The following is a 17,277-nucleotide window of genomic DNA, read 5'->3' on the forward strand; positions in this document are numbered from 1 at the left end:
ACATGGAAGGTGTTAGTGAACTCCATCGACGAACTCCCCTGAATCAGTAGGCGCGGCGGCGCGCGCTTCGGCTTGCGTCAGCAGCTCCAGCAGTCGCACCGGCGTAAGCGGAAACTCGGTCACGCGCACCCCGCAATGGGCCAGCGCGTGCTCCACGGCGCCGACCACGGCCGCGGCCACCGGAATGGTGGCGCACTCTCCCACGCCTTTGACGCCCAGCGGGTTCAAGGGAGTGGGAGAAGGCAGGAACACCACCTCGATGGGCGGCACTTCCGGCGCGGTGGGCAGCAGGTACTCGGCGAACGTGGTGCTCAGCGGCTGGCCGGCGGCGTCATAGCCCATCCACTCGAACAAGGCATTGCCGATGCCGTGCACGACCCCGCCGTGCACCTGGCCCTCGGCCAGCTGCGGGTTGATGATGCGGCCGCTGTCCTGCGCCGCCACGTAGCGCACGATCTCGATGGCCCCGGTGGCGGGGTCGACCTCGACCTCGCATACGTGCGAGGCGCCGGCGTAGGTCTGCGCGTCGCAGTGGAAGTACGCGGTGGCGTCCAGCCCGGGATCGCCGGGGCTGACCAGCGCATATCCCGGCACGCCTTTGCGCAGCATGGCAAGCCGCGCCAGCGAAACCGACTGGCCGTCGGGCGCGCGCACTTCGCCATCGGCCAGCTCCAGCGTTTCAGCCGCAGCCTTGAGCACCACCGCCGCCGTCTCCAGCGCCTGCCGGCGCACCTGCACGGCGGCCTGGTCGACCGCCGAACCGGCCATGATGGCCTGGCGGCTGGCGAAACCGCCCATGCCGTAGCCCACGTAGGCCGTATCGCCGGCCTGCACCTCGACCGCCGCGACCGGCACGCCCAGGTGTCCGGCGCAGATCTGCGCCAGCGTCGTCTTGATGCCCTGGCCCATGGCCAGGGCGCCGGTGTAGACCGACACCTGGCCCGACGGCTGGACGCGCACGCGCGCCACCTCGAACGGGCCGCGCCCGGTGGGCTTGACGCTGTTGGCCACCGCGATGCCGCGCCAGCGGCCGCGCGCCAGGGCCGCGTCGCGCCGCACCGCGAAGCCGTCATAGTCGGACGCCCGCAGCGCGCAGGCCTGCAAGGCGGGAAAATCGCCGCTGTCTATGGTCAGCGGCATGCCCGCGCGCGACTTCAACGGCTTGGTATAGGGGATCTTGGCCGGGCCGATCAGATTGCGGCGCCGGCATTCGGCCGCGTCGATGCCCAGTTCCGCCGCCACGCGGTCCAGCATGCGCTCCATGACGAAGGCCGCCTGCGGATATCCCGCGCCGCGCACCGTCGCCACCGGCACCTTGTTGGTATAGGCCACGCTCACATCGAGCGAGAACGCCGGCACCACGTAGGGGCCGGTCATGGACGAGGCGGCGTTGTACGGCACATTGGTGCCCTGCGGCGTGTACGCGCCATTGTCGTGCACGAAGTTGCCGCGTATGCCGAGCATGCGGCCCTGGTCGTCGATGGCCATCGCCACCGTCCAGTACTGGTCGCGCTCCTGGATCGAGGTCGTGAAGTGCTCGCGCCGGTCCTCCACCCACTTGACCGGACGGCCCAGCTTGCGCGCGGCTGCGGGAATCGCCATTTCCTCGGGATAGATCATGAATTTGGCGCCGAACCCGCCGCCCACGTCGGGCGTCACCACGCGCAGGCGGTCCTCGGGCTGGCCCAGCATCAGGGCCAGCGTGTAATGCAGTTCGTGGGCCATCTGGGTCGATGACCACACGGTCAGCGTATCGGTGGCGCGGTCCATGCGGGCCAGCACGCCACGCCCCTCCATGGGATGCGCGCAGCCCCGATGCACCCAGAAATCGTCCTCCAGCACCCGGTGCGCTTGCGCGAAAGCCGCCTCGCAGTCGCCATAGGCCAGCGTGTACTGCTGCAGAATGTTCGACGCGAGCTCGCCTCGCACCAGCGGCGCATCCGGCCGCAACGCGTCGCGGCAATCCACCACCGCGCCCAGCACTTCATATTCGATCGCCACGCGCGCCGCCGCGTCCTCGGCGATGTGACGGCTGTCGGCCACCACCACCGCGATGGCCTCGCCGACGAACGCCACCTCGTGCTCGGCCAGCACGAACGGCGTCGTGTCATCGGGCAGCGCCGCCAGCGGGAACCCCAGCGGCATGCGCCACGAGGTCAACTGGCCGAACAGATCGCGCGCCCCATAGACGGCGGCCACGCCCGGCACCGCACGGGCGGCAGACAGATCCATCGAGACAATGCGAGCATGGGCGTGCGGGCTGCGCACGAAGCAGGCATGCAGCACGCCCTCGACCTCGATATCGTCCAGGAAGCGTGCCTGGCCGCGCAGCAGCGCATCGTCCTCGATACGGGGCGCGCTGCGGCCCAGTCCGGGGCTTGCCGCATCAGTCATGGTCGGCCTCCGCGCGCATCAGCTGCGCCGCGCGCAGCACCGCGGCCACGATGTTCTGGTACCCGGTGCAGCGGCACAGATGGCCCGAAAGCACGTCACGCACCTGCGCCTCGTCGGGATCGGGGTTGGCCGCCAGCAGCTCGGCCACCGACATCAGGATGCCCGGCGTGCAATAACCGCATTGCAGTGCATGCAATTCATGGAACGCCTGCTGGATCGGATGCAGCGCGTCGTCTTCGCCAGCCAGGCCCTCGATGGTATCGACCCGGCTATCCTGCGCCTGCACCGCCAGCATCAGGCAACTGCGCGTCGAATAGCCATCGACCAGCACGGTACAGGCGCCGCACACCCCGTGCTCGCAACCGATGTGCGTGCCGGTCAGCCCCAGCTCACCGCGCAGGAAATCGGCCAGATGCATGCGCGGCTCGGCGCAACCGCCGCAGGCGCGCCCGTTGACCGTCAACGAAACATGCTGCGCTGTGGATTCGGTGATATCGCTCATACGTTTTCCTTGGCACGCGCCACCGCCTGCGTGAGGGCGCGCTCGGTCAACACGCGCGCCAGCCGCTGGCGGTACCACGACGGCACATAACTGTCGGCCTTGGCGTCGATGGCCGCGCACAACGCCGCCGCCCGCGCCAGCGCCGCGGGCTCGGCCGGCTGCCCCACCAGCGCGGCTTCGGCCTGCGCCATGCGCACGGGCGTGGCCGCCACCCCGCCCAGGGTGATCGAGGCGCGCGCCACGCAGCCGGCGTCGTCGAGCAACAGCAACACGGCCACCGACACAATGGCGAAATCGCCATGGCGGCGCGCGAACTCCACGAAGGCATGGCCATGGCCGGCCGGCCATGGCGTCACCGTCAGGCCGACCAGCATTTCGTCGGGCTCGAGCGCCGGCGTCATGTAGCCGGCCGGAAAATCCGCTATCGCCAGGGTACGCGTACCGCGTACGCTGGCCACCGACAGGGTCGCGTCCATGGCCAGCGCCACAGTCGGGATCTCCGCCGAGGGATCCAGCTGGCACAAGCTGCCGCCCACCGTGCCCCGGTTACGGGTCTGGCGATGGCCGACCTGCAGTACCGCCTCGCGCCATAGCGGCAAGTGCTGCGCCACCAGCGGCGAGAACTCGATCTCGCGCTGGCGCGTCATCGCGCCGATGCGGACCGCGCCCTGCTCGTGGCTGATGTACGCCAGCTCGGGAACCCGGTTGATATCGATCAGGCAATCCGGGAACGCGAACCGCATGTTCAGCATTGCCACCAGCGACTGGCCGCCGGCCAGCACGCGCGCATTGTCGTGCTCGCTGAGCAACTGCAGGGCCTGCGGCAACGAAGCAGGCGCGTGATACTGCAAGGCCGGCGCTTTCATGGTGTGGGCGGCCCCTCAGATCTTGGACAAGTCCAGCGAAGATGCCGCGAACAGCTCCTCGGGCTTGACCAGGCGGCGCGACAGGCCCTGGCCGTAGTGATAGCGCGCGAAGGTCTCTATCACATGGCGATTGGCATCCAGCCCGTACGGCCAGTAATCGTCGCCCATCAGTTCGCGCGCCGCGTTGTAGTGATGCACCATCCACGGCAGCGTCACCGCCAGGTGGCAGATCTCGTTGAGCTCCTTGACCGCCAGCATCTTGGCCTTGATGAAGGCCTTGTAGACGCTTACCGGCAGCCAGGGGTTCTGCTCGACCAGGGACCTGCGAATACCCACCATGTGCATGATGGGGAAGATGCGCGTCTCGCGGAAGTAGTCCTGCTCGGTCTTCAGGTAATCGTTGAACAGCCGCCCCACGTTGGGCGCGCCGCGCAGAAAGCACGACGGGGCCCGCGCGCCGATGTAGCCGTCGATCTCGCCCGCCTCCAGCATGTCAGACAGCGTCTTGTCATCGGGAATCTGCTGCAGGTCGATGCCGTCGGGCAGCTCGATCGGCGCCCGCTCGCCGCGGCCCGGCTCTTCGATGCCGCCGCGCCGCCACTTGATGTCCTGCGGCTTGACGCCATAGGCATCTTCCAGGATGCCGCGGATCCACACGTTGGCGGTGATCTGGTACTCGGGCACGCCGATGGTCTTGCCGCGCAGGTCCTGCGGCGTGTCGATGCCGCGGTCCGTGCGCACATAGATTCCCGAATGGCGGAACACGCGCGACAGAAACGCCGGAATCGCGATGTACTCGTTGTCGCCGCGAGCCGTGGTCATCATGTGACTGCTCATCGAGATCTCGGTGACGTCGTACTCGTGGTAGCGGAAGGCCCGATGGAACGCCTCCTCCGGCTCCAGCGGCACGGCCGTGACCTCGCAGCCCTCGATGGGCGCACGCCCGTCGAACAAGGCGCGCGTGCGATCGTAGTCGCCGCAGGACAGGCTGATCTTCAGTTTGCTGCTCATGCTTGCATCTCCCAGGGGTCAGTCCACTTTCAGGCCGATCTGCTTGGTCAGCGCCGAAAAGCGGTCGATATCGGTTTCCACCATTTTCTGGAACACTTCCGGGCCGTCGCTGGCGGTGCTATAGCCCAGGTCGGCCAGTTTCTTCTGCACGTCATCGCGTTTCATCACCTTGGCGATGCCGTCATACAGCTTCTGGCGCACCGCCATCGGCGTGGCGCCCGGCACCAGCAGGCCGTGCCACTGGTTCAGTTCGTACCCGGCCACGCCCTGCTCGGCCACCGTGGGCACCTCGGGCAGCAGCGCCGAACGGTCCTTGGACGTCACCGCCAGGGCCTGCAGCTTGCCTGCCTTGATGAAGGGAATCGCGCTCGAGGCGGTCACCACGGCCAGGCCGATCTGGCTGCCCAGCACATCATTGAGCGCCGGCCCGCAGCCCTTGTACGGCACGTGCACCATGTGCGTCTTGGCGCTGACGTTCAACAGCTCGCCGGCCAGGTGCTGCGGCGTGCCGTTGCCGCACGAGCCGTAGGTGACCTGGGTGTTGGTCTGCTTGGCCGCGGCCATCAGCTCGCCCAGCGTCTTGTACTTGGAACCGGCCGGCACCACGAACACCGACGGCACATACGCCACGTTGATGACGGCGGCGAAGTCCTTCTTCGGGTCGAACGGCAGGTTGCGGAACACGCCCGGGTTGACGGCGAACGAGCTGTTGACCATCAGCAGCGAGTAGCCGTCCGGCGCACGGTCGGCCACCAGGCGCGCGCCCACGTTGCCGCTGGCGCCCGGCCGGTTCTCGACCACGGCGGTCTGCCCCAGGCTCTCGGTGAGATAGTTGCCGATCAGGCGCGCCAGCATGTCGGTCCCCCCGCCAGGCGGAAAGGTGACGATGATGTCGAGCGGCTTGTTCGGGAAGTCGCCGGTGGCGGCGAAGGAACTGGTCGCGGCACAGGCGCTGACGCCAACGGCGGCGGCGATGTGGGCGACTTTGGCTAGAAAACGACGGCGTTGCATCTGTATTCCCCTTGTGGCCGCCGCCCGCAGAATGCGGGCGACTGGATCTTGATCGGAACAACAAACAGCCAGGTGCTTCTATGCTTCTACTCAGTACACTGAGTTAATTGCGCATAGTACTGAATAATTGTCCGGTGTCAATATCGGGGGATTCCCTGCCGCGGCTTCGCGCGCCCGGACGCAAGCAAGCCTGCCCCCACGGGACAGGCTTCGATACAGGCGGGCGGAAGCGGGCGCGCTACATGCCGGCCCAGTGCGGGCCCGGCACTTCGATGTCGAACAGTTCGAGCACGCGCGCCACGGTGTGGTCGACCATCTCTTCGATGGAGGCCGGGCGGTGGTAGAACGCGGGCAGCGGCGGGAAGATGATGCCGCCCATTTCGGTGACGGCGGTCATGTTGCGCAGGTGAGCCAGGTTGAACGGCGTTTCGCGCACCATCATGACCAGCCGGCGGCGCTCCTTGAGCGTGACGTCGGCGGCGCGGGTGATGAGGTTATCGGACAGGCCGTGCGCCACGGCCGCCAGCGTGCGCATCGAACATGGCACGATCACCATGCCGGCGGTCTGGAACGCGCCGCTGGCCAGCGTGGCGCCGACATCGCGCACGCTGTGGACGTGGTCGGCCAGCGCCTGGACATCGTGCCGGCCCACATCCAGTTCGTGCTTGATATTGAGCACGCCCGAGGCCGACACGATCAAGTGCGACTCGACGTCGGACACGCCGCGCAGCGCCTGCAGCAGGCGCACGGCGTAGATGGCGCCGGTGGCGCCCGTGATGCCGACGACCAGCCGCCGCATGGACTCAGGCCGTCGCGCCGGAGTCATCGAGCAGCTGCTTGAGCTCGCCGCTTTCGTTCATCTCGGACATGATGTCCGAACCGCCGACGAACTCGCCGCCAACGTACAGCTGCGGAATCGTCGGCCAGTTGGAAAACGTCTTGATGCCCTGGCGGACTTCGTCGTCTTCCAGCACATTGACGGTCACCAGCTTCTTGACGCCGCAGCCTTTCAGGATCTGGATCGCGCGGCCCGAAAAGCCGCATTGCGGAAACTGGGCGGTGCCCTTCATGAACAGCACCACGGGGTGCTGCGTCACGGTTTCGCGGATGAATTCTTGCACGTCGCTCATAGGGGGCTCGCAAAGGGAAGTAGCTCAACAGCTCAATTATAGGTATCCGCCGGAAATCCGCTCGATCCCGGCCAGATCGCGCCGGCTGTGCACCTCGCGCAGCCCGGCCTGGCGCAGCAGCGCCCGCGCCGCCTCGGCCTGGTCCCAGCCATGTTCCATCCAGATGGCGCCGCCGGGCGCAAGGCGCCCGGGCGCCCCGCCGGCGATGCGGGCCAGCGCCGCCAGGCCGTCGTTTTCGTCGGTCAGCGCGCCGCGCGGCTCGAAGCGCAGGTCGCCCTGCGCCAGATGCGCGTCCTCGCGCGCGATATAGGGGGGATTGGAGACGATCAGGTCGTAGCGCTCCCGCGCCGGCAAGGCCTCGTACCAGTCGCCCCCCAGGCAGCGCACCCGCGCGCCCAGCCGCCGCGCATTGCCCTCGGCCACCGCCAGGGCGGCCGCGCTCAGGTCGGTGGCCGTCACCTCGGCCTGCGGGCAGCCCAACGCCACCGACACGGCGATGGCGCCGCTGCCGGTGCCCAGGTCCAGCACGCGGGGCGCGGCGCGGCCCTGCAGCCACTGCAGCGCCGTCTCGACCAGCAGTTCGGTATCCGGGCGCGGAATCAGCACATCCGGCGTCAGCGCGAACCAGTGCCCCATGAACTCGCGTCCGCCCAGCAGATAGGCCATGGGCTCGCCCGCCATGCGGCGCGCCGCCAGCCGCCGCCAGGCCGCCTCGTGCGCGGGCTCGACCGGGTCGGTATCGTGCGCCAGCAGCCAGGCGCGCGAACGGCCCAGCACGTGCTCGGCGAGCATGCGCGCCTCCAGGCGGGGCAGGCCGGGATCGGCCAGCAGGTCCTTGAGCAAGGTCATCGCCCGTGCGTCACAGATCGTTGCCCAGCGCCGCCAGTTGCTCGGCCTGGTGCTCGGCCAGCAGCGCGCCGGTCAGCTCGTCCAGGTCGCCTTCCATGATCTGCTGCAGCTTGTACAGCGTCAGGTTGATGCGATGGTCGGTCACGCGGCCCTGCGGATAGTTATAGGTGCGGATGCGCTCGGAGCGGTCGCCCGAGCCGATCAGGCTCTTGCGTTCGGCGGCTTCCTTGCTCTGGCGCTCGCGCATTTCCTTGTCCTTCAGGCGCGCGGCCAGCACCTGCATGGCCTTGTCCTTGTTGCGGTGCTGCGAGCGGTCGTCCTGGCACTCCACCACCAGGCCGGTCGGCACGTGCGTGATGCGCACCGCCGAATCGGTCTTGTTGATGTGCTGTCCGCCCGCCCCGCTGGCGCGGAATGTATCGATACGCAGGTCGTTGGGGTTGATCACGATGTCGGACATCGCGTCGGCCTCGGGCATCACCGCCACCGTGCAGGCCGACGTATGGATGCGGCCCTGCGCCTCGGTGGCCGGCACGCGCTGCACGCGGTGCGCGCCGGACTCGAACTTCAGCCGGCCGTAGGCGCCGTCGCCGTCGATACGCGCGATCACTTCCTTGTAGCCGCCTAGCTCCGACTCGCTTTCCGACATGATCTCCACGCGCCAACCGCGCGCTTCCGCATAGCGGCTATACATGCGCAGCAGATCCCCGGAGAACAGCGCGCTTTCGTCGCCGCCCGTGCCGGCGCGGATTTCCAGGAACAGGCTGCGCCCATCGTCGGGATCGCGCGGCAGCAGCAGCAACTGCAGCGCCGCCTCCATCTCCTCGATGCGCGCACGGCCGGTCTTGATCTCGTCCTCGGCCATGGCCTTCATGTCGGGATCGGACAGCATCTCCTGCGCGGTGGCCACATCGGCCTCGACGCCCAGGAATGCATTGAATGCCTCCACGACTGGCTCCAGCTCGGCGCGCTCGCGCGACAGCTTGCGAAAGCGGTCCATGTCGGCCGCCGTTTCCGGCTCGGCCAGCAAGGCGTCGACTTCGATGAGACGGTGGGCCAACTGCTCGAGTCGGCTGCGCATGGACGGTTTCATGGGCGTTCGGTATCAGGAAAAATGGACACAAGCGGACGCCCGGCGCACGAACGCCCGCCGCGAAGGGCGGGGTCTGGCGCGCGCAGCTAACGGCGGGAATCGCGGCCGGGAAACAGGCGCGGCATCCAGGCCAGCAGCTGGCGGCGCTCGTCGCCCTCGCTGCGGTTGAGCGCGGCCAGCGGGCCATGCAGATACTTCTGCGTCAGCCCGTGCGCCAATTGCTCCAGCACCGCCTCGGGCGACTCGCCGCGCGCCAGCATGCGGCGCGCGCGTTCGAGCTCGGCGGCCCGCACGTCGTCGGCGGCCTGGTGCAGGTCGCGGATCACGGGCACGACTTCGCGCGACTGCATCCAGTGCATGAAGCCCTGCACGCGCGTCTCGATGATGGCCTCGGCCTGCACCACCGCCGCGCGGCGCGCGTCGGTGCCGCTTTGCACCAGCCGGCCCAGGTCGTCCACCGAATACAGATACACGTCGTCCAGGCGCCCCACCTCGGGCTCGATGTCGCGCGGCACCGCCAGGTCGATCATCACCATGGGGCGATGCCGGCGCTGGCGCGTGGCGCGCTCGACCATGCCCAGCCCCAGGATGGGCAGGGAACTGGCCGTACAGGAAACGATGACGTCGAACTCGGCCAGCCGTTCGGTCAGGTCGGCCAGCTTCATGGTCTGGGCCGAGAAGCGGCCCGCCAGGGTCTCGGCGCGCTCGATGGTGCGATTGGCCACCACCATGCTGCGCGGACGCTGGGCCGCGAAGTGCGTGGCGCACAGTTCGATCATCTCGCCGGCGCCGATGAACAGCGTGCGCGCGTCTTCCAGCTGACCGAACACGCGCTCGGCCAGCCGCACCGCGGCGGCGGCCATCGACACCGAATGCGCGCCGATGGCGGTTTGCGAACGCACTTCCTTGGCCACCGAGAAAGTGCGCTGGAACAATTGATGCAGCAGCGTGCCCAGCGCGCCGGCCTCGTTGGCCGCGCGCACCGCGTCCTTCATCTGGCCCAGGATCTGCGGCTCGCCCAGCACCATGGAATCCAGGCCGCTGGCCACGCGGAACGCATGGCGCACCGCGTCGTCGTGCTGGTGGCGGTACAGGTGCGGGCGCAAGGCCGCGGCTTCCAGCCGGTTGTGCTCGGCCAGCCAGGCCGGCAGATGCTCGGCCACCTGGCCCTCGGCCGCGCAGTAGAGTTCGGTGCGATTACAGGTCGACAGGATCGCCGCCTCGCGCACCGCGCCGCCAAACGTCGCGCGCAGGCCTTCCAGCGCGGGCTTGACCAAGTCCACGGGCATGGAAACGCGCTCGCGCACCGAGACCGGCGCGGAGGTGTGATTCAGACCGAAGGCAAGAACGGCGACTGACATGAAAGGCTGGGGGGGGGCGAACGCCCGGCGCAAAGCTGCTAATTTTGTAACAGCGACCGCCAAGGATTATACCCCGTCCCCCCCGCCCGGCCCCCTATACCCCTGCGGCCGGCGCGCCGGCCGCGGCGGCTCCGCCACGGCATCCCGGGCGCGCCCTTTTGCGCAATCGCTGCGCAAGTGCGCGGCATTTTTCACACAAGTGGGCGCCGCGCGTGCACGGACTCGAAAAATTGTGTATAGTTGCGGACTTCGTTGGCCTGGTAGCTCAGTCGGTAGAGCAGAGGATTGAAAATCCTTGTGTCGGTGGTTCGATTCCGCCCCAGGCCACCAAGAATTCGATGCCCAGCGCTTGCGCTGGGCATTTTCATTTGTGCGTCGGGGCTTGGGCAGCCTGACTTTAGCCGAAGATCTCCGCGCTCCTGCATGACGAGTTAAGACTCCTGCAACTGGCGTATCGTCTCCATAGGCAGGAACAACCTCTGTGCGTTGTTCGGAAAGGCAATAAACCCGTATTTGCGATAGAACTTGGCAGCAGAAGCGTCTTTCGCATCCACAACCATGGCGTAGACGGCCATCACCTGCGTAGCGAGCAGCGTGCGGTGCATGGCATCCATCAACAGGAATTCGCCCAAGCCCGATCCCTGTGCATCGCGATCAACAGCCAAGCGACCAAGCAGGACAGCGGGAACGGGATAGCGCGGCAGCTTCCTGGCCTGCTCCGCTGGCAGCTCATCACGCTGGAAGCTGGTGGCGCTCAGACTGTAATAACCGCAGACCGTAGTGGTTGCGGGCCGCACAGCCACAAAGACACGGGCAATATCTCGCTTGATGTCCTGTGAGGCGTGTTCTCGAAGATAGCGGTCAAGCTCGGGAAAACCGCACGAGAACGCAGTACGGTCATGCGCCTTGCCATCAAACGCCGAAACCAGCCATGCCAATGGCACGGCCGTCATCCAGCAGCCTTTTGATACTTGGCAAACGCCTTGCGCAGCGCGGCGTTGGGCGCAGGGGGGGCACTCAAGGCGTCATAAAACACCTTCCAGTCTGCGGCCGACAGGGATACGGCTTCATTCTCGCGAATGACCTTTTCGGCTTCGGCCAACGCAGTGGTCAGCACGAACTGGCTCACCGTTTTATGACGGTAGCTGGCCGCGCGTTGAAGCACGGTCTTGGCCTCAGCGTTCAGACGCACCTGGAGCCGTTCATCTTTTACTTCAGCTGTACTGGACATAGGGAAGCCCTCGGGAATTAGGTGTTATTGTACTTCCGAATGGAGTACAAAAAAAGGCCATCGCACACGCTGACCGCTCGACCTTCACACCTAGCCCTCGGCCTTGCGCAGGGCGGCGGCGCGGCGTTTGGCGAAATGGGCGGAGACTTCTTCATTGGGGCTCTTGATTTGCACAGCATGGGTTGCCTGGAACCGTGCGCGTACCGTCAGCCGGACACAACCCAGCCAGGCCAAACCGGCCCGGGAACATTACATTTTCATTACCGTTTGTTCATGAAGCGGCCGGCAGGCACCGCACGAGAGGCCACGCTGCCGCGCACCTGCGCCGTCCAGGCCTGTCCTGGCCAGGCGTGCAAACATGATCGTCGCGGCGCTGCCGTCTTGAGCCGGCTTGCATGGGATGATACGGTCGTCGGCTTCGATGGCGGCATGGCAAGGGCAGGAAGCCCGGGACGTGATTCCGCCTGGCGCCGAGGGGGCGCCCGCTCCCCGTTTATCTCACCTGGAAACGCATATGTGGCAGTGCCTGCTTATTGAGGATGACCAAGCCAACGCCCGCTATCTTGCCAATGGCCTGAGGGAGCTGGGGCACATGGTCACCGTCAGCGGGGATGGGGCGAGCGGCCTGGATAATGCCATGAAGGACCAATGGGACATCATCATCCTCGATCGGATGCTGCCCAACAATGTGGACGGCCTTTCAATACTGTCCACGCTGCGAGCGCTGGGCAAGAAAACGCCAGTCCTGGTGCTCAGCGCGCTGTCGGCCGTTGACGACCGGGTCGACGGCTTGAGAGCCGGCGGCGACGACTACCTGGTCAAGCCGTTCTCCTTTTCCGAGCTGGTGGCCAGGCTGGACGCCCTGGTCCGGCGTACGCGTCCCGATCCGGACGTCAAGGAACTGCGGATCGCGGATCTGTCGGTCAATATCGCCACGCAGAAGGTGCAACGCGCCGGAGTGCCGATATCCCTGCAGCCGCAAGAGTTCCGCTTGCTGGTTTATCTCATGCTTCATGCTCACCGGATCGTGACGCGAACGATGTTGCTCGAAACAATCTGGGGCTACAGCTTCGACCCCCAGTCGAACGTGATCGATGTCCAGGTCAGCCGGCTGCGCCGCAAGATAGACGCCGCCTGCGCAACACCGCTGATCCACACCATACGCGGCGCCGGCTATACCCTTTCCGACAAGCAGGGCTCCGACAACATGGAACCTGGCAAAGAATGACCTGTTTTCCTAGGCGCCTGTGGAACTCGATATCCTTTCGCCTGACGCTGAATTATGGATTGCTGGCGATTCTTACCACCTTGATATTGAGCGCATTCATCTACACTCAATTCATAGGCGCTTTGCGTACCGAATATACGCGGCAAATAACATCGACCGCGCAACGCCTGGAGGTGGCATATGAAGAAGGCGGCCGCAATGCGCTTGTAGCGGCGATCGAGCTGACGCTTTCGGATCGGATCGATGCCGACCGGGAGATCTACCTGCTTCTCGATGAGCACGGCAGGAAGATTGCCGGGAACCTGGATGAGTCCCTGCCACTCAACTCGACGCGTCCGGACGTCTACGAGGCCGACGTCATCCACGATGGCATGCCTACGCACGGACACTTGAAGGTCCTGCCCCTGGCCGGCGGAGAAACATTGGTGGTGGGGCATGACTCGAGCGAGATAGGCGATATCACCTCGTTGATCGGGCAAGCGACGGCCACGGCAATTCTGCTGGCCGTACTGCTGGTGCTGCTGGGGACGTACATATTCAGGAGAGAGCTGGCGCACCGTGTCAGCCATATCCGGCAGACGACGCAGCTGATTGGCGCGGGCCAGCTCTCCAAGCGCATCTCGGCGCCCACAGGCGAAGACGAGTTCACCTTGCTCAACCGCGATGTCAACGCGATGCTGGACCGGATCGAGCTTTTGATGAAAAGCGCCAGGCACATATCCGATACCATTGCGCACAACCTTCGAACGCCGTTGACGCGCATCATCGGCGCGCTGCGAGCGGCGCAGCGGCCGGGCGTGTCCATGACGGAAGTGCTGGAGGCCAACCAGCATGCCATCGAAAGCATCGAACGCCTCAATGTCCTGCTGGAAAAGCTCCTGCAGATTGCCGAGATGGAAGCCGGCATACAGCGCCGTTCCTTCAAGCCTTGCGAGCTTGACGTCATCGTCGCGGACGTGATGGAAATGTACGAGACCTTGGCGGAGGAGAAAGGCGTTTCGCTGCTGCGCACGAAGCTGGATAACGTTACGCTGCATGGCGACGCGAACCTGCTTGCCAGCGCACTGGCCAACCTGATCGACAATGCGGTGAAATTCGCCGCCAGCCGCGTCGTGGTCGACGTGGCCAGGCGGGGCCACACCGCGCTCGTTACCATCACCGACGATGGGGCCGGGCTCGACCCCGCCGAATACGAGCATCTGGGAAAGCATTTTTATCGCTCGGATCCCTCTTCGGAGGGCCATGGCCTGGGTTTGACCAGCGTGAAAAGCATCGTCGGCCTGCACCTCGGCACGCTTGATTTTGCGGATGCGCGGCCAGGATTGCGGATAGTCGTATCGCTGCCGCTCGATCCGAAGTTCAAGCCCTAGGGTTCGCGCATACGCGCACGGCCGTCGCGTCGGGATGCGAGCCCGGCGCAAGGCGCGATGAACGGCTGCGGGCAGCCGTTCATCGCGCCCTCCCGGCGTGGATCAGGCCGATTCCGCGGATTGCGCCAGCCTCGCGGCAGGCCGCTGGCGCAGGCTGCCCCATATGCCCCACACCAGCAGTACCGCCGTCAGGAGCAATACCCACATGCTGATCGGACGCTCGATGAAGGTCTGCAGGCTGCCCCGCGAGAGCAGCATGGCGCGCCGGAAGTTCTCCTCCAGCATCGGGCCCAATACGTAGCCGAGCAGCAGCGGGGCGGGCTCGAAGCCGAGCACCCGCAGTACGTAGCCGGCGATGCCGAACACCAGAACCGCGTAGACGTCGAAGACGTTGTTGTTGACCGCATAGGTGCCGATGCAGATGAACATCACGATCGCCGGGTAGAGGACGTGATAGGGAATCGTCAACACGCGGACCCACAGGCCGATCATCGGCACGTTCAGGATCACCAGGACGATGTTGCCGATCCAGAAGCTCATCACCAGGCCCCAGAACATCTCGGGCTGCTCGGTCAGCATCTGCGGGCCGGGCTGGATACCGTGGATCATCAGCGCGCCAATGATCAAGGCCATCGTCACGCTGCCGGGAATCCCGAGCGTCATCGTCGGAATGAAGGATGCCTGGTCCGACGCGTTGTTGGCCGACTCGGGTCCCATGATGCCCTCGATCGCGCCGCGGCCGAAGCGCTCGGGCGTCTTGGAGGTCCGCTTTTCCACCGCATAGGCCATGAAGGCCGCGACGGTGGGCCCCACGCCGGGCAGCACGCCGAAGAACGATCCCAGGCCCGATCCGCGGGCCATCGGCCCCCAGGAACGCTTGATCTCGTCCCGGGTCGGCAGCATGGCCTTCATCGAGACGTCGATCTTGCGATCGGCCGCCTTGACATGGTTGATGCTGGCGATGATCTCGGTGACGCCAAACAGGCCCATGGCCAGCGCGACGATCTGCACGCCATCCTGGAGTTCGGGAAATCCGAAATCGAAGCGCGCCACGCCGGAGTTGACATCGGTGCCGACCAGGCCCAGCATCACGCCGCCAACGACCATGGTGATGCCCTTGATCGCGGAGCCGGACGACACCACGGAGGCCGCCACCAGGCCAAGCGCCATGATCGAAAAGTACTCGGCGGGACCGAACTTGAACGCGATCTCGGCGACGAGCGGAGAGAACAGCATCATCATGACAATGCCGACGCTGGCGCCATAGAAGGAGGCAACTGTCGTCATCAGCAGCGCGACACCGCCCCGCCCCTGCTTGGCCATCGGAAAGCCATCCAGGCACGTCACCGCGTTGGCCGGCGTTCCCGGAAGGTTCAACAGGATGGAGGCGGTCGATCCGCCGTAGGTGCTGCCATACCAGATGCCGGCCAGCATGATCAGCGCGGCGGTGGGTTCGAGGACGTAGGTGATCGGAAACAGCAGCGACATCGTCGCCAGAGTCCCGACGCCCGGGATCACGCCGATCAACGTGCCGAGCGAAACACCGATGATGCACCAGAGAAGATTGTTCCAGGCGAGCGCGGTCGACAGACCGAGCATGATGTTGTCAAACAGTTCCATCTCTATCTTCTCTTACCAGGGCCAGGCGAAGGCCGGGAGGATGACTCCCAGGCCTACCTTGAAGATCAGGGTCGCGCCGACGGCAAGCCCCCCGGCGAGCAGCAGCGCATTCTTCCAGGACAGTTTGCAATCCGAGATGCCGGCGAGCACGCTCTGCGCGATGATCGCGGGCACCAGGCCGAACGGAAGCACCAGCAACGCGAAGGCGAGCACCGAAAGGCTGATCCAGAACAGCGGCCTGATCTCGAGGACGGGCATGGGTCCGGCGCGCATCAGCGCGGGGATCAGTATCATGATCCCGCACAGCATCAACAGGCCGCCTACGAGGGCGGGAAAGTAGCCAGGGCCCATGCGGGCAGCCGTGCCGACAGAGAATGCGGTCAATGAGTGGTACATCGCCGCGGCCCCGGCAAGCGTGACCAGTCCGCCACCGATCAAGTCCCGGTAGTCGACTCTACGCATGCAATTGTCTCCTTGGATATTGTCGAATACAGCTCCGGGCTGGACGCGCAGAGCTGGGACCGCAGATGGTCCTTGAGGCGGCTCTCGTGCGTCAAGTTACCTTTTCCTGACATTTTGGTAATGTCCAGGCCTTGCATATGCGCGGCCACCAATCTCCGCGCATTCCGAGGGCTGGATATGCGGCGTGATCCTGCGGGCCATTGCCTTGACCACACCGGAATGCGCTGCGCGCCGGCGCCAACGCGAAGCCACGCCGATCGGCATCCCGCGTTGGATGCAGGGCCGATGTGAATGAATACCGACGCGTGGCAGCATGCGCCACGCGCATGCTGCCACTAGGCCTGGCCGGGTTGCGTCCTCGCGGGATTCCAGCCCAGCAGGTTGTAGACGTGGTAGCGCACGATGCCCAGGTATTCGTGCAGCGCGAAATCCGCGACGGCGAAGTTGTACGAAAGCGGGACCACGGACCGCCGCGCGTGCAGGTAATCGGCGCGCACCGGCGTGGCCGCAACGCCGAAATGCGCGAAGTAAAGCGCGCTGCGCCTGAGGTGAATGCCCGAGGACACCAGCACGACGCGGTCGGCTTCGTAGCGCCGCAATACGGCGCTGGTGAACTGGGCGTTCTGCCAGGTGTTCATGCTGCCGGGCTCGGGCAGCACATCGGCGGCATCCACGCCCAGCGCAACCAGCGGATCGCGGTAGACGTTGGCTTCGGCGTCGCCGTGGTACGCGGCGTCGCCACCGCTCACGATCAGCTTGCACTGTGCCGCTGCCTTCCTGCAATCGTGGTAGCGCCGCGCGGCCTCGACGATGCGCGCATAGGAGAAAATGCCGGGCTCGATCCTGCCCGCGACTTGTTCCGTGCCGGCGCCCAACAGCACGATGGCGTTGCGCTGGCCCCATGCGATGGGCGGCTTTGCCTGGTAGTCCGATTGCAGGCCATCCAGCAGCCATGCGGCGATGGGACCGCAACCAAGCGCGAGGAACAGCACCAGCGACAGGCCGTAGAGCATTCTGCTGGCGCGACGCCATTGGCGCCAGGCGAGACCGGCGGCAAGCAAGACCAATACGATGAGTAGCAGGACCGTCATCCGAACCCCTTCCATTGAACGAGGCGACAGACCGAAACCCTACGATATGCGGCGGCGC

17 protein-coding genes and 1 tRNA gene are annotated in these 17,277 nt (G+C 65.9%); 3 read left to right on the forward strand and 15 right to left on the reverse strand.

The features are described from left to right. Positions 1 to 12: 12 nt before the first annotated feature. From CAL11_RS22170 to hemA, 10 genes are all read right to left on the reverse strand, one after another. Entirely contained in the window at positions 13 to 2,394 is a 2,382-nt protein-coding gene (locus CAL11_RS22170) for a xanthine dehydrogenase family protein molybdopterin-binding subunit (protein WP_086094291.1), read from the reverse strand. Further along, complete coding sequence (locus tag CAL11_RS22175) at positions 2,387 to 2,896, reverse strand: (2Fe-2S)-binding protein (protein WP_033465224.1); 510 nt, start codon at positions 2,894 to 2,896, stop codon at positions 2,387 to 2,389. Before CAL11_RS22175 ends, CAL11_RS22170 begins: the two co-directional genes overlap by 8 nt. After that, entirely contained in the window at positions 2,893 to 3,762 is an 870-nt protein-coding gene (locus CAL11_RS22180; RefSeq protein ID WP_086094292.1) for an FAD binding domain-containing protein, read from the reverse strand. The genes CAL11_RS22175 and CAL11_RS22180 overlap by 4 nt, the downstream gene beginning before the upstream one ends. 15 nt (positions 3,763 to 3,777) lie before the next feature. Then, entirely contained in the window at positions 3,778 to 4,773 is a 996-nt protein-coding gene (locus CAL11_RS22185) for an ABC transporter substrate-binding protein (RefSeq protein WP_033465229.1), read from the reverse strand. A gap of 18 nt (positions 4,774 to 4,791) precedes the next feature. Beyond that, positions 4,792 to 5,784, reverse strand: coding sequence for a tripartite tricarboxylate transporter substrate binding protein (locus tag CAL11_RS22190; protein ID WP_033465231.1), 993 nt, complete (start codon positions 5,782 to 5,784; stop codon positions 4,792 to 4,794). A 238-nt stretch (positions 5,785 to 6,022) separates the two neighbouring features. Next, complete coding sequence (locus CAL11_RS22195; protein ID WP_003807624.1) at positions 6,023 to 6,583, reverse strand: UbiX family flavin prenyltransferase; 561 nt, start codon at positions 6,581 to 6,583, stop codon at positions 6,023 to 6,025. 4 nt (positions 6,584 to 6,587) lie between these two features. Next, positions 6,588 to 6,914, reverse strand: coding sequence for a Grx4 family monothiol glutaredoxin (grxD, locus tag CAL11_RS22200; protein WP_033465234.1), 327 nt, complete (start codon positions 6,912 to 6,914; stop codon positions 6,588 to 6,590). A gap of 36 nt (positions 6,915 to 6,950) precedes the next feature. Beyond that, complete coding sequence (gene prmC, locus CAL11_RS22205; RefSeq protein WP_086094293.1) at positions 6,951 to 7,763, reverse strand: peptide chain release factor N(5)-glutamine methyltransferase; 813 nt, start codon at positions 7,761 to 7,763, stop codon at positions 6,951 to 6,953. 10 nt (positions 7,764 to 7,773) lie between these two features. Continuing rightward, positions 7,774 to 8,856 (reverse strand): peptide chain release factor 1, encoded by a 1,083-nt coding sequence (gene prfA / locus CAL11_RS22210; RefSeq protein ID WP_086094294.1) that lies wholly within the window; start codon positions 8,854 to 8,856, stop codon positions 7,774 to 7,776. A gap of 86 nt (positions 8,857 to 8,942) precedes the next feature. Further along, positions 8,943 to 10,217, reverse strand: coding sequence for a glutamyl-tRNA reductase (hemA, locus tag CAL11_RS22215; RefSeq protein ID WP_086094295.1), 1,275 nt, complete (start codon positions 10,215 to 10,217; stop codon positions 8,943 to 8,945). Positions 10,218 to 10,471: 254 nt separating this feature from the next. Between hemA and CAL11_RS22220 the strand changes: the two genes are divergently transcribed. Continuing rightward, positions 10,472 to 10,547 (forward strand) — tRNA-Phe (locus tag CAL11_RS22220). 101 nt (positions 10,548 to 10,648) lie between these two features. Here the strand turns inward: CAL11_RS22220 and CAL11_RS22225 are convergent. Next, positions 10,649 to 11,170: a GNAT family N-acetyltransferase gene (locus CAL11_RS22225; RefSeq protein ID WP_086094296.1), complete on the reverse strand. Its 522-nt coding sequence runs from the start codon at positions 11,168 to 11,170 to the stop codon at positions 10,649 to 10,651. Continuing rightward, the gene (locus tag CAL11_RS22230; RefSeq protein WP_033465243.1) at positions 11,167 to 11,448 is read right to left on the reverse strand and encodes a DUF1778 domain-containing protein; all 282 of its coding nucleotides are present in this window, start codon (positions 11,446 to 11,448) and stop codon (positions 11,167 to 11,169) included. Before CAL11_RS22230 ends, CAL11_RS22225 begins: the two co-directional genes overlap by 4 nt. A gap of 514 nt (positions 11,449 to 11,962) precedes the next feature. On the opposite strand from CAL11_RS22230, the gene CAL11_RS22235 reads away from it, so the two are divergent. Next, on the forward strand, positions 11,963 to 12,676 hold the full coding sequence (locus CAL11_RS22235; protein ID WP_068924676.1) for a response regulator transcription factor: 714 nt from the start codon (positions 11,963 to 11,965) through the stop codon (positions 12,674 to 12,676). Then, a complete protein-coding gene (locus CAL11_RS22240) occupies positions 12,673 to 14,046 on the forward strand; it encodes a sensor histidine kinase (protein WP_086094297.1) in 1,374 nt (457 codons plus the stop codon). Before CAL11_RS22235 ends, CAL11_RS22240 begins: the two co-directional genes overlap by 4 nt. Before the next feature lie 102 nt (positions 14,047 to 14,148). Here the strand turns inward: CAL11_RS22240 and CAL11_RS22245 are convergent, their stop codons facing one another. The 3 genes from CAL11_RS22245 to CAL11_RS22255 form a co-directional block, all read right to left on the reverse strand. Further along, entirely contained in the window at positions 14,149 to 15,666 is a 1,518-nt protein-coding gene (locus CAL11_RS22245) for a tripartite tricarboxylate transporter permease (RefSeq protein WP_068924672.1), read from the reverse strand. 12 nt (positions 15,667 to 15,678) lie between these two features. Further along, positions 15,679 to 16,128, reverse strand: coding sequence for a tripartite tricarboxylate transporter TctB family protein (locus CAL11_RS22250; RefSeq protein ID WP_068924670.1), 450 nt, complete (start codon positions 16,126 to 16,128; stop codon positions 15,679 to 15,681). A gap of 335 nt (positions 16,129 to 16,463) precedes the next feature. Further along, positions 16,464 to 17,219: a YdcF family protein gene (locus tag CAL11_RS22255; RefSeq protein ID WP_086094298.1), complete on the reverse strand. Its 756-nt coding sequence runs from the start codon at positions 17,217 to 17,219 to the stop codon at positions 16,464 to 16,466. Between the last annotated feature and the right edge of the window lie 58 nt (positions 17,220 to 17,277).

This window comes from Bordetella genomosp. 6 (assembly GCF_002119705.1).
In the GTDB taxonomy this organism is placed as follows: Bacteria; Pseudomonadota; Gammaproteobacteria; order Burkholderiales; family Burkholderiaceae_B; genus Bordetella; species Bordetella bronchiseptica_F.

Excerpts from the sequence above, each read along its gene's own strand:
- CAL11_RS22170 (WP_086094291.1), bottom strand. The coding sequence starts at position 2,394 with ATGACTGATGCGGCAAGCCCCGGACTGGGCCGCAGCGCGCCCCGTATC.
- CAL11_RS22175 (WP_033465224.1), bottom strand. The coding sequence starts at position 2,896 with ATGAGCGATATCACCGAATCCACAGCGCAGCATGTTTCGTTGACGGTC.
- CAL11_RS22180 (WP_086094292.1), bottom strand. The coding sequence starts at position 3,762 with ATGAAAGCGCCGGCCTTGCAGTATCACGCGCCTGCTTCGTTGCCGCAG.
- CAL11_RS22185 (WP_033465229.1), bottom strand. The coding sequence starts at position 4,773 with ATGAGCAGCAAACTGAAGATCAGCCTGTCCTGCGGCGACTACGATCGC.
- CAL11_RS22190 (WP_033465231.1), bottom strand. The coding sequence starts at position 5,784 with ATGCAACGCCGTCGTTTTCTAGCCAAAGTCGCCCACATCGCCGCCGCC.
- CAL11_RS22195 (WP_003807624.1), bottom strand. The coding sequence starts at position 6,583 with ATGCGGCGGCTGGTCGTCGGCATCACGGGCGCCACCGGCGCCATCTAC.
- grxD (WP_033465234.1), bottom strand. The coding sequence starts at position 6,914 with ATGAGCGACGTGCAAGAATTCATCCGCGAAACCGTGACGCAGCACCCC.
- prmC (WP_086094293.1), bottom strand. The coding sequence starts at position 7,763 with ATGACCTTGCTCAAGGACCTGCTGGCCGATCCCGGCCTGCCCCGCCTG.
- prfA (WP_086094294.1), bottom strand. The coding sequence starts at position 8,856 with ATGAAACCGTCCATGCGCAGCCGACTCGAGCAGTTGGCCCACCGTCTC.
- hemA (WP_086094295.1), bottom strand. The coding sequence starts at position 10,217 with ATGTCAGTCGCCGTTCTTGCCTTCGGTCTGAATCACACCTCCGCGCCG.
- CAL11_RS22225 (WP_086094296.1), bottom strand. The coding sequence starts at position 11,170 with ATGACGGCCGTGCCATTGGCATGGCTGGTTTCGGCGTTTGATGGCAAG.
- CAL11_RS22230 (WP_033465243.1), bottom strand. The coding sequence starts at position 11,448 with ATGTCCAGTACAGCTGAAGTAAAAGATGAACGGCTCCAGGTGCGTCTG.
- CAL11_RS22235 (WP_068924676.1), top strand. The coding sequence starts at position 11,963 with ATGTGGCAGTGCCTGCTTATTGAGGATGACCAAGCCAACGCCCGCTAT.
- CAL11_RS22240 (WP_086094297.1), top strand. The coding sequence starts at position 12,673 with ATGACCTGTTTTCCTAGGCGCCTGTGGAACTCGATATCCTTTCGCCTG.
- CAL11_RS22245 (WP_068924672.1), bottom strand. The coding sequence starts at position 15,666 with ATGGAACTGTTTGACAACATCATGCTCGGTCTGTCGACCGCGCTCGCC.
- CAL11_RS22250 (WP_068924670.1), bottom strand. The coding sequence starts at position 16,128 with ATGCGTAGAGTCGACTACCGGGACTTGATCGGTGGCGGACTGGTCACG.
- CAL11_RS22255 (WP_086094298.1), bottom strand. The coding sequence starts at position 17,219 with ATGACGGTCCTGCTACTCATCGTATTGGTCTTGCTTGCCGCCGGTCTC.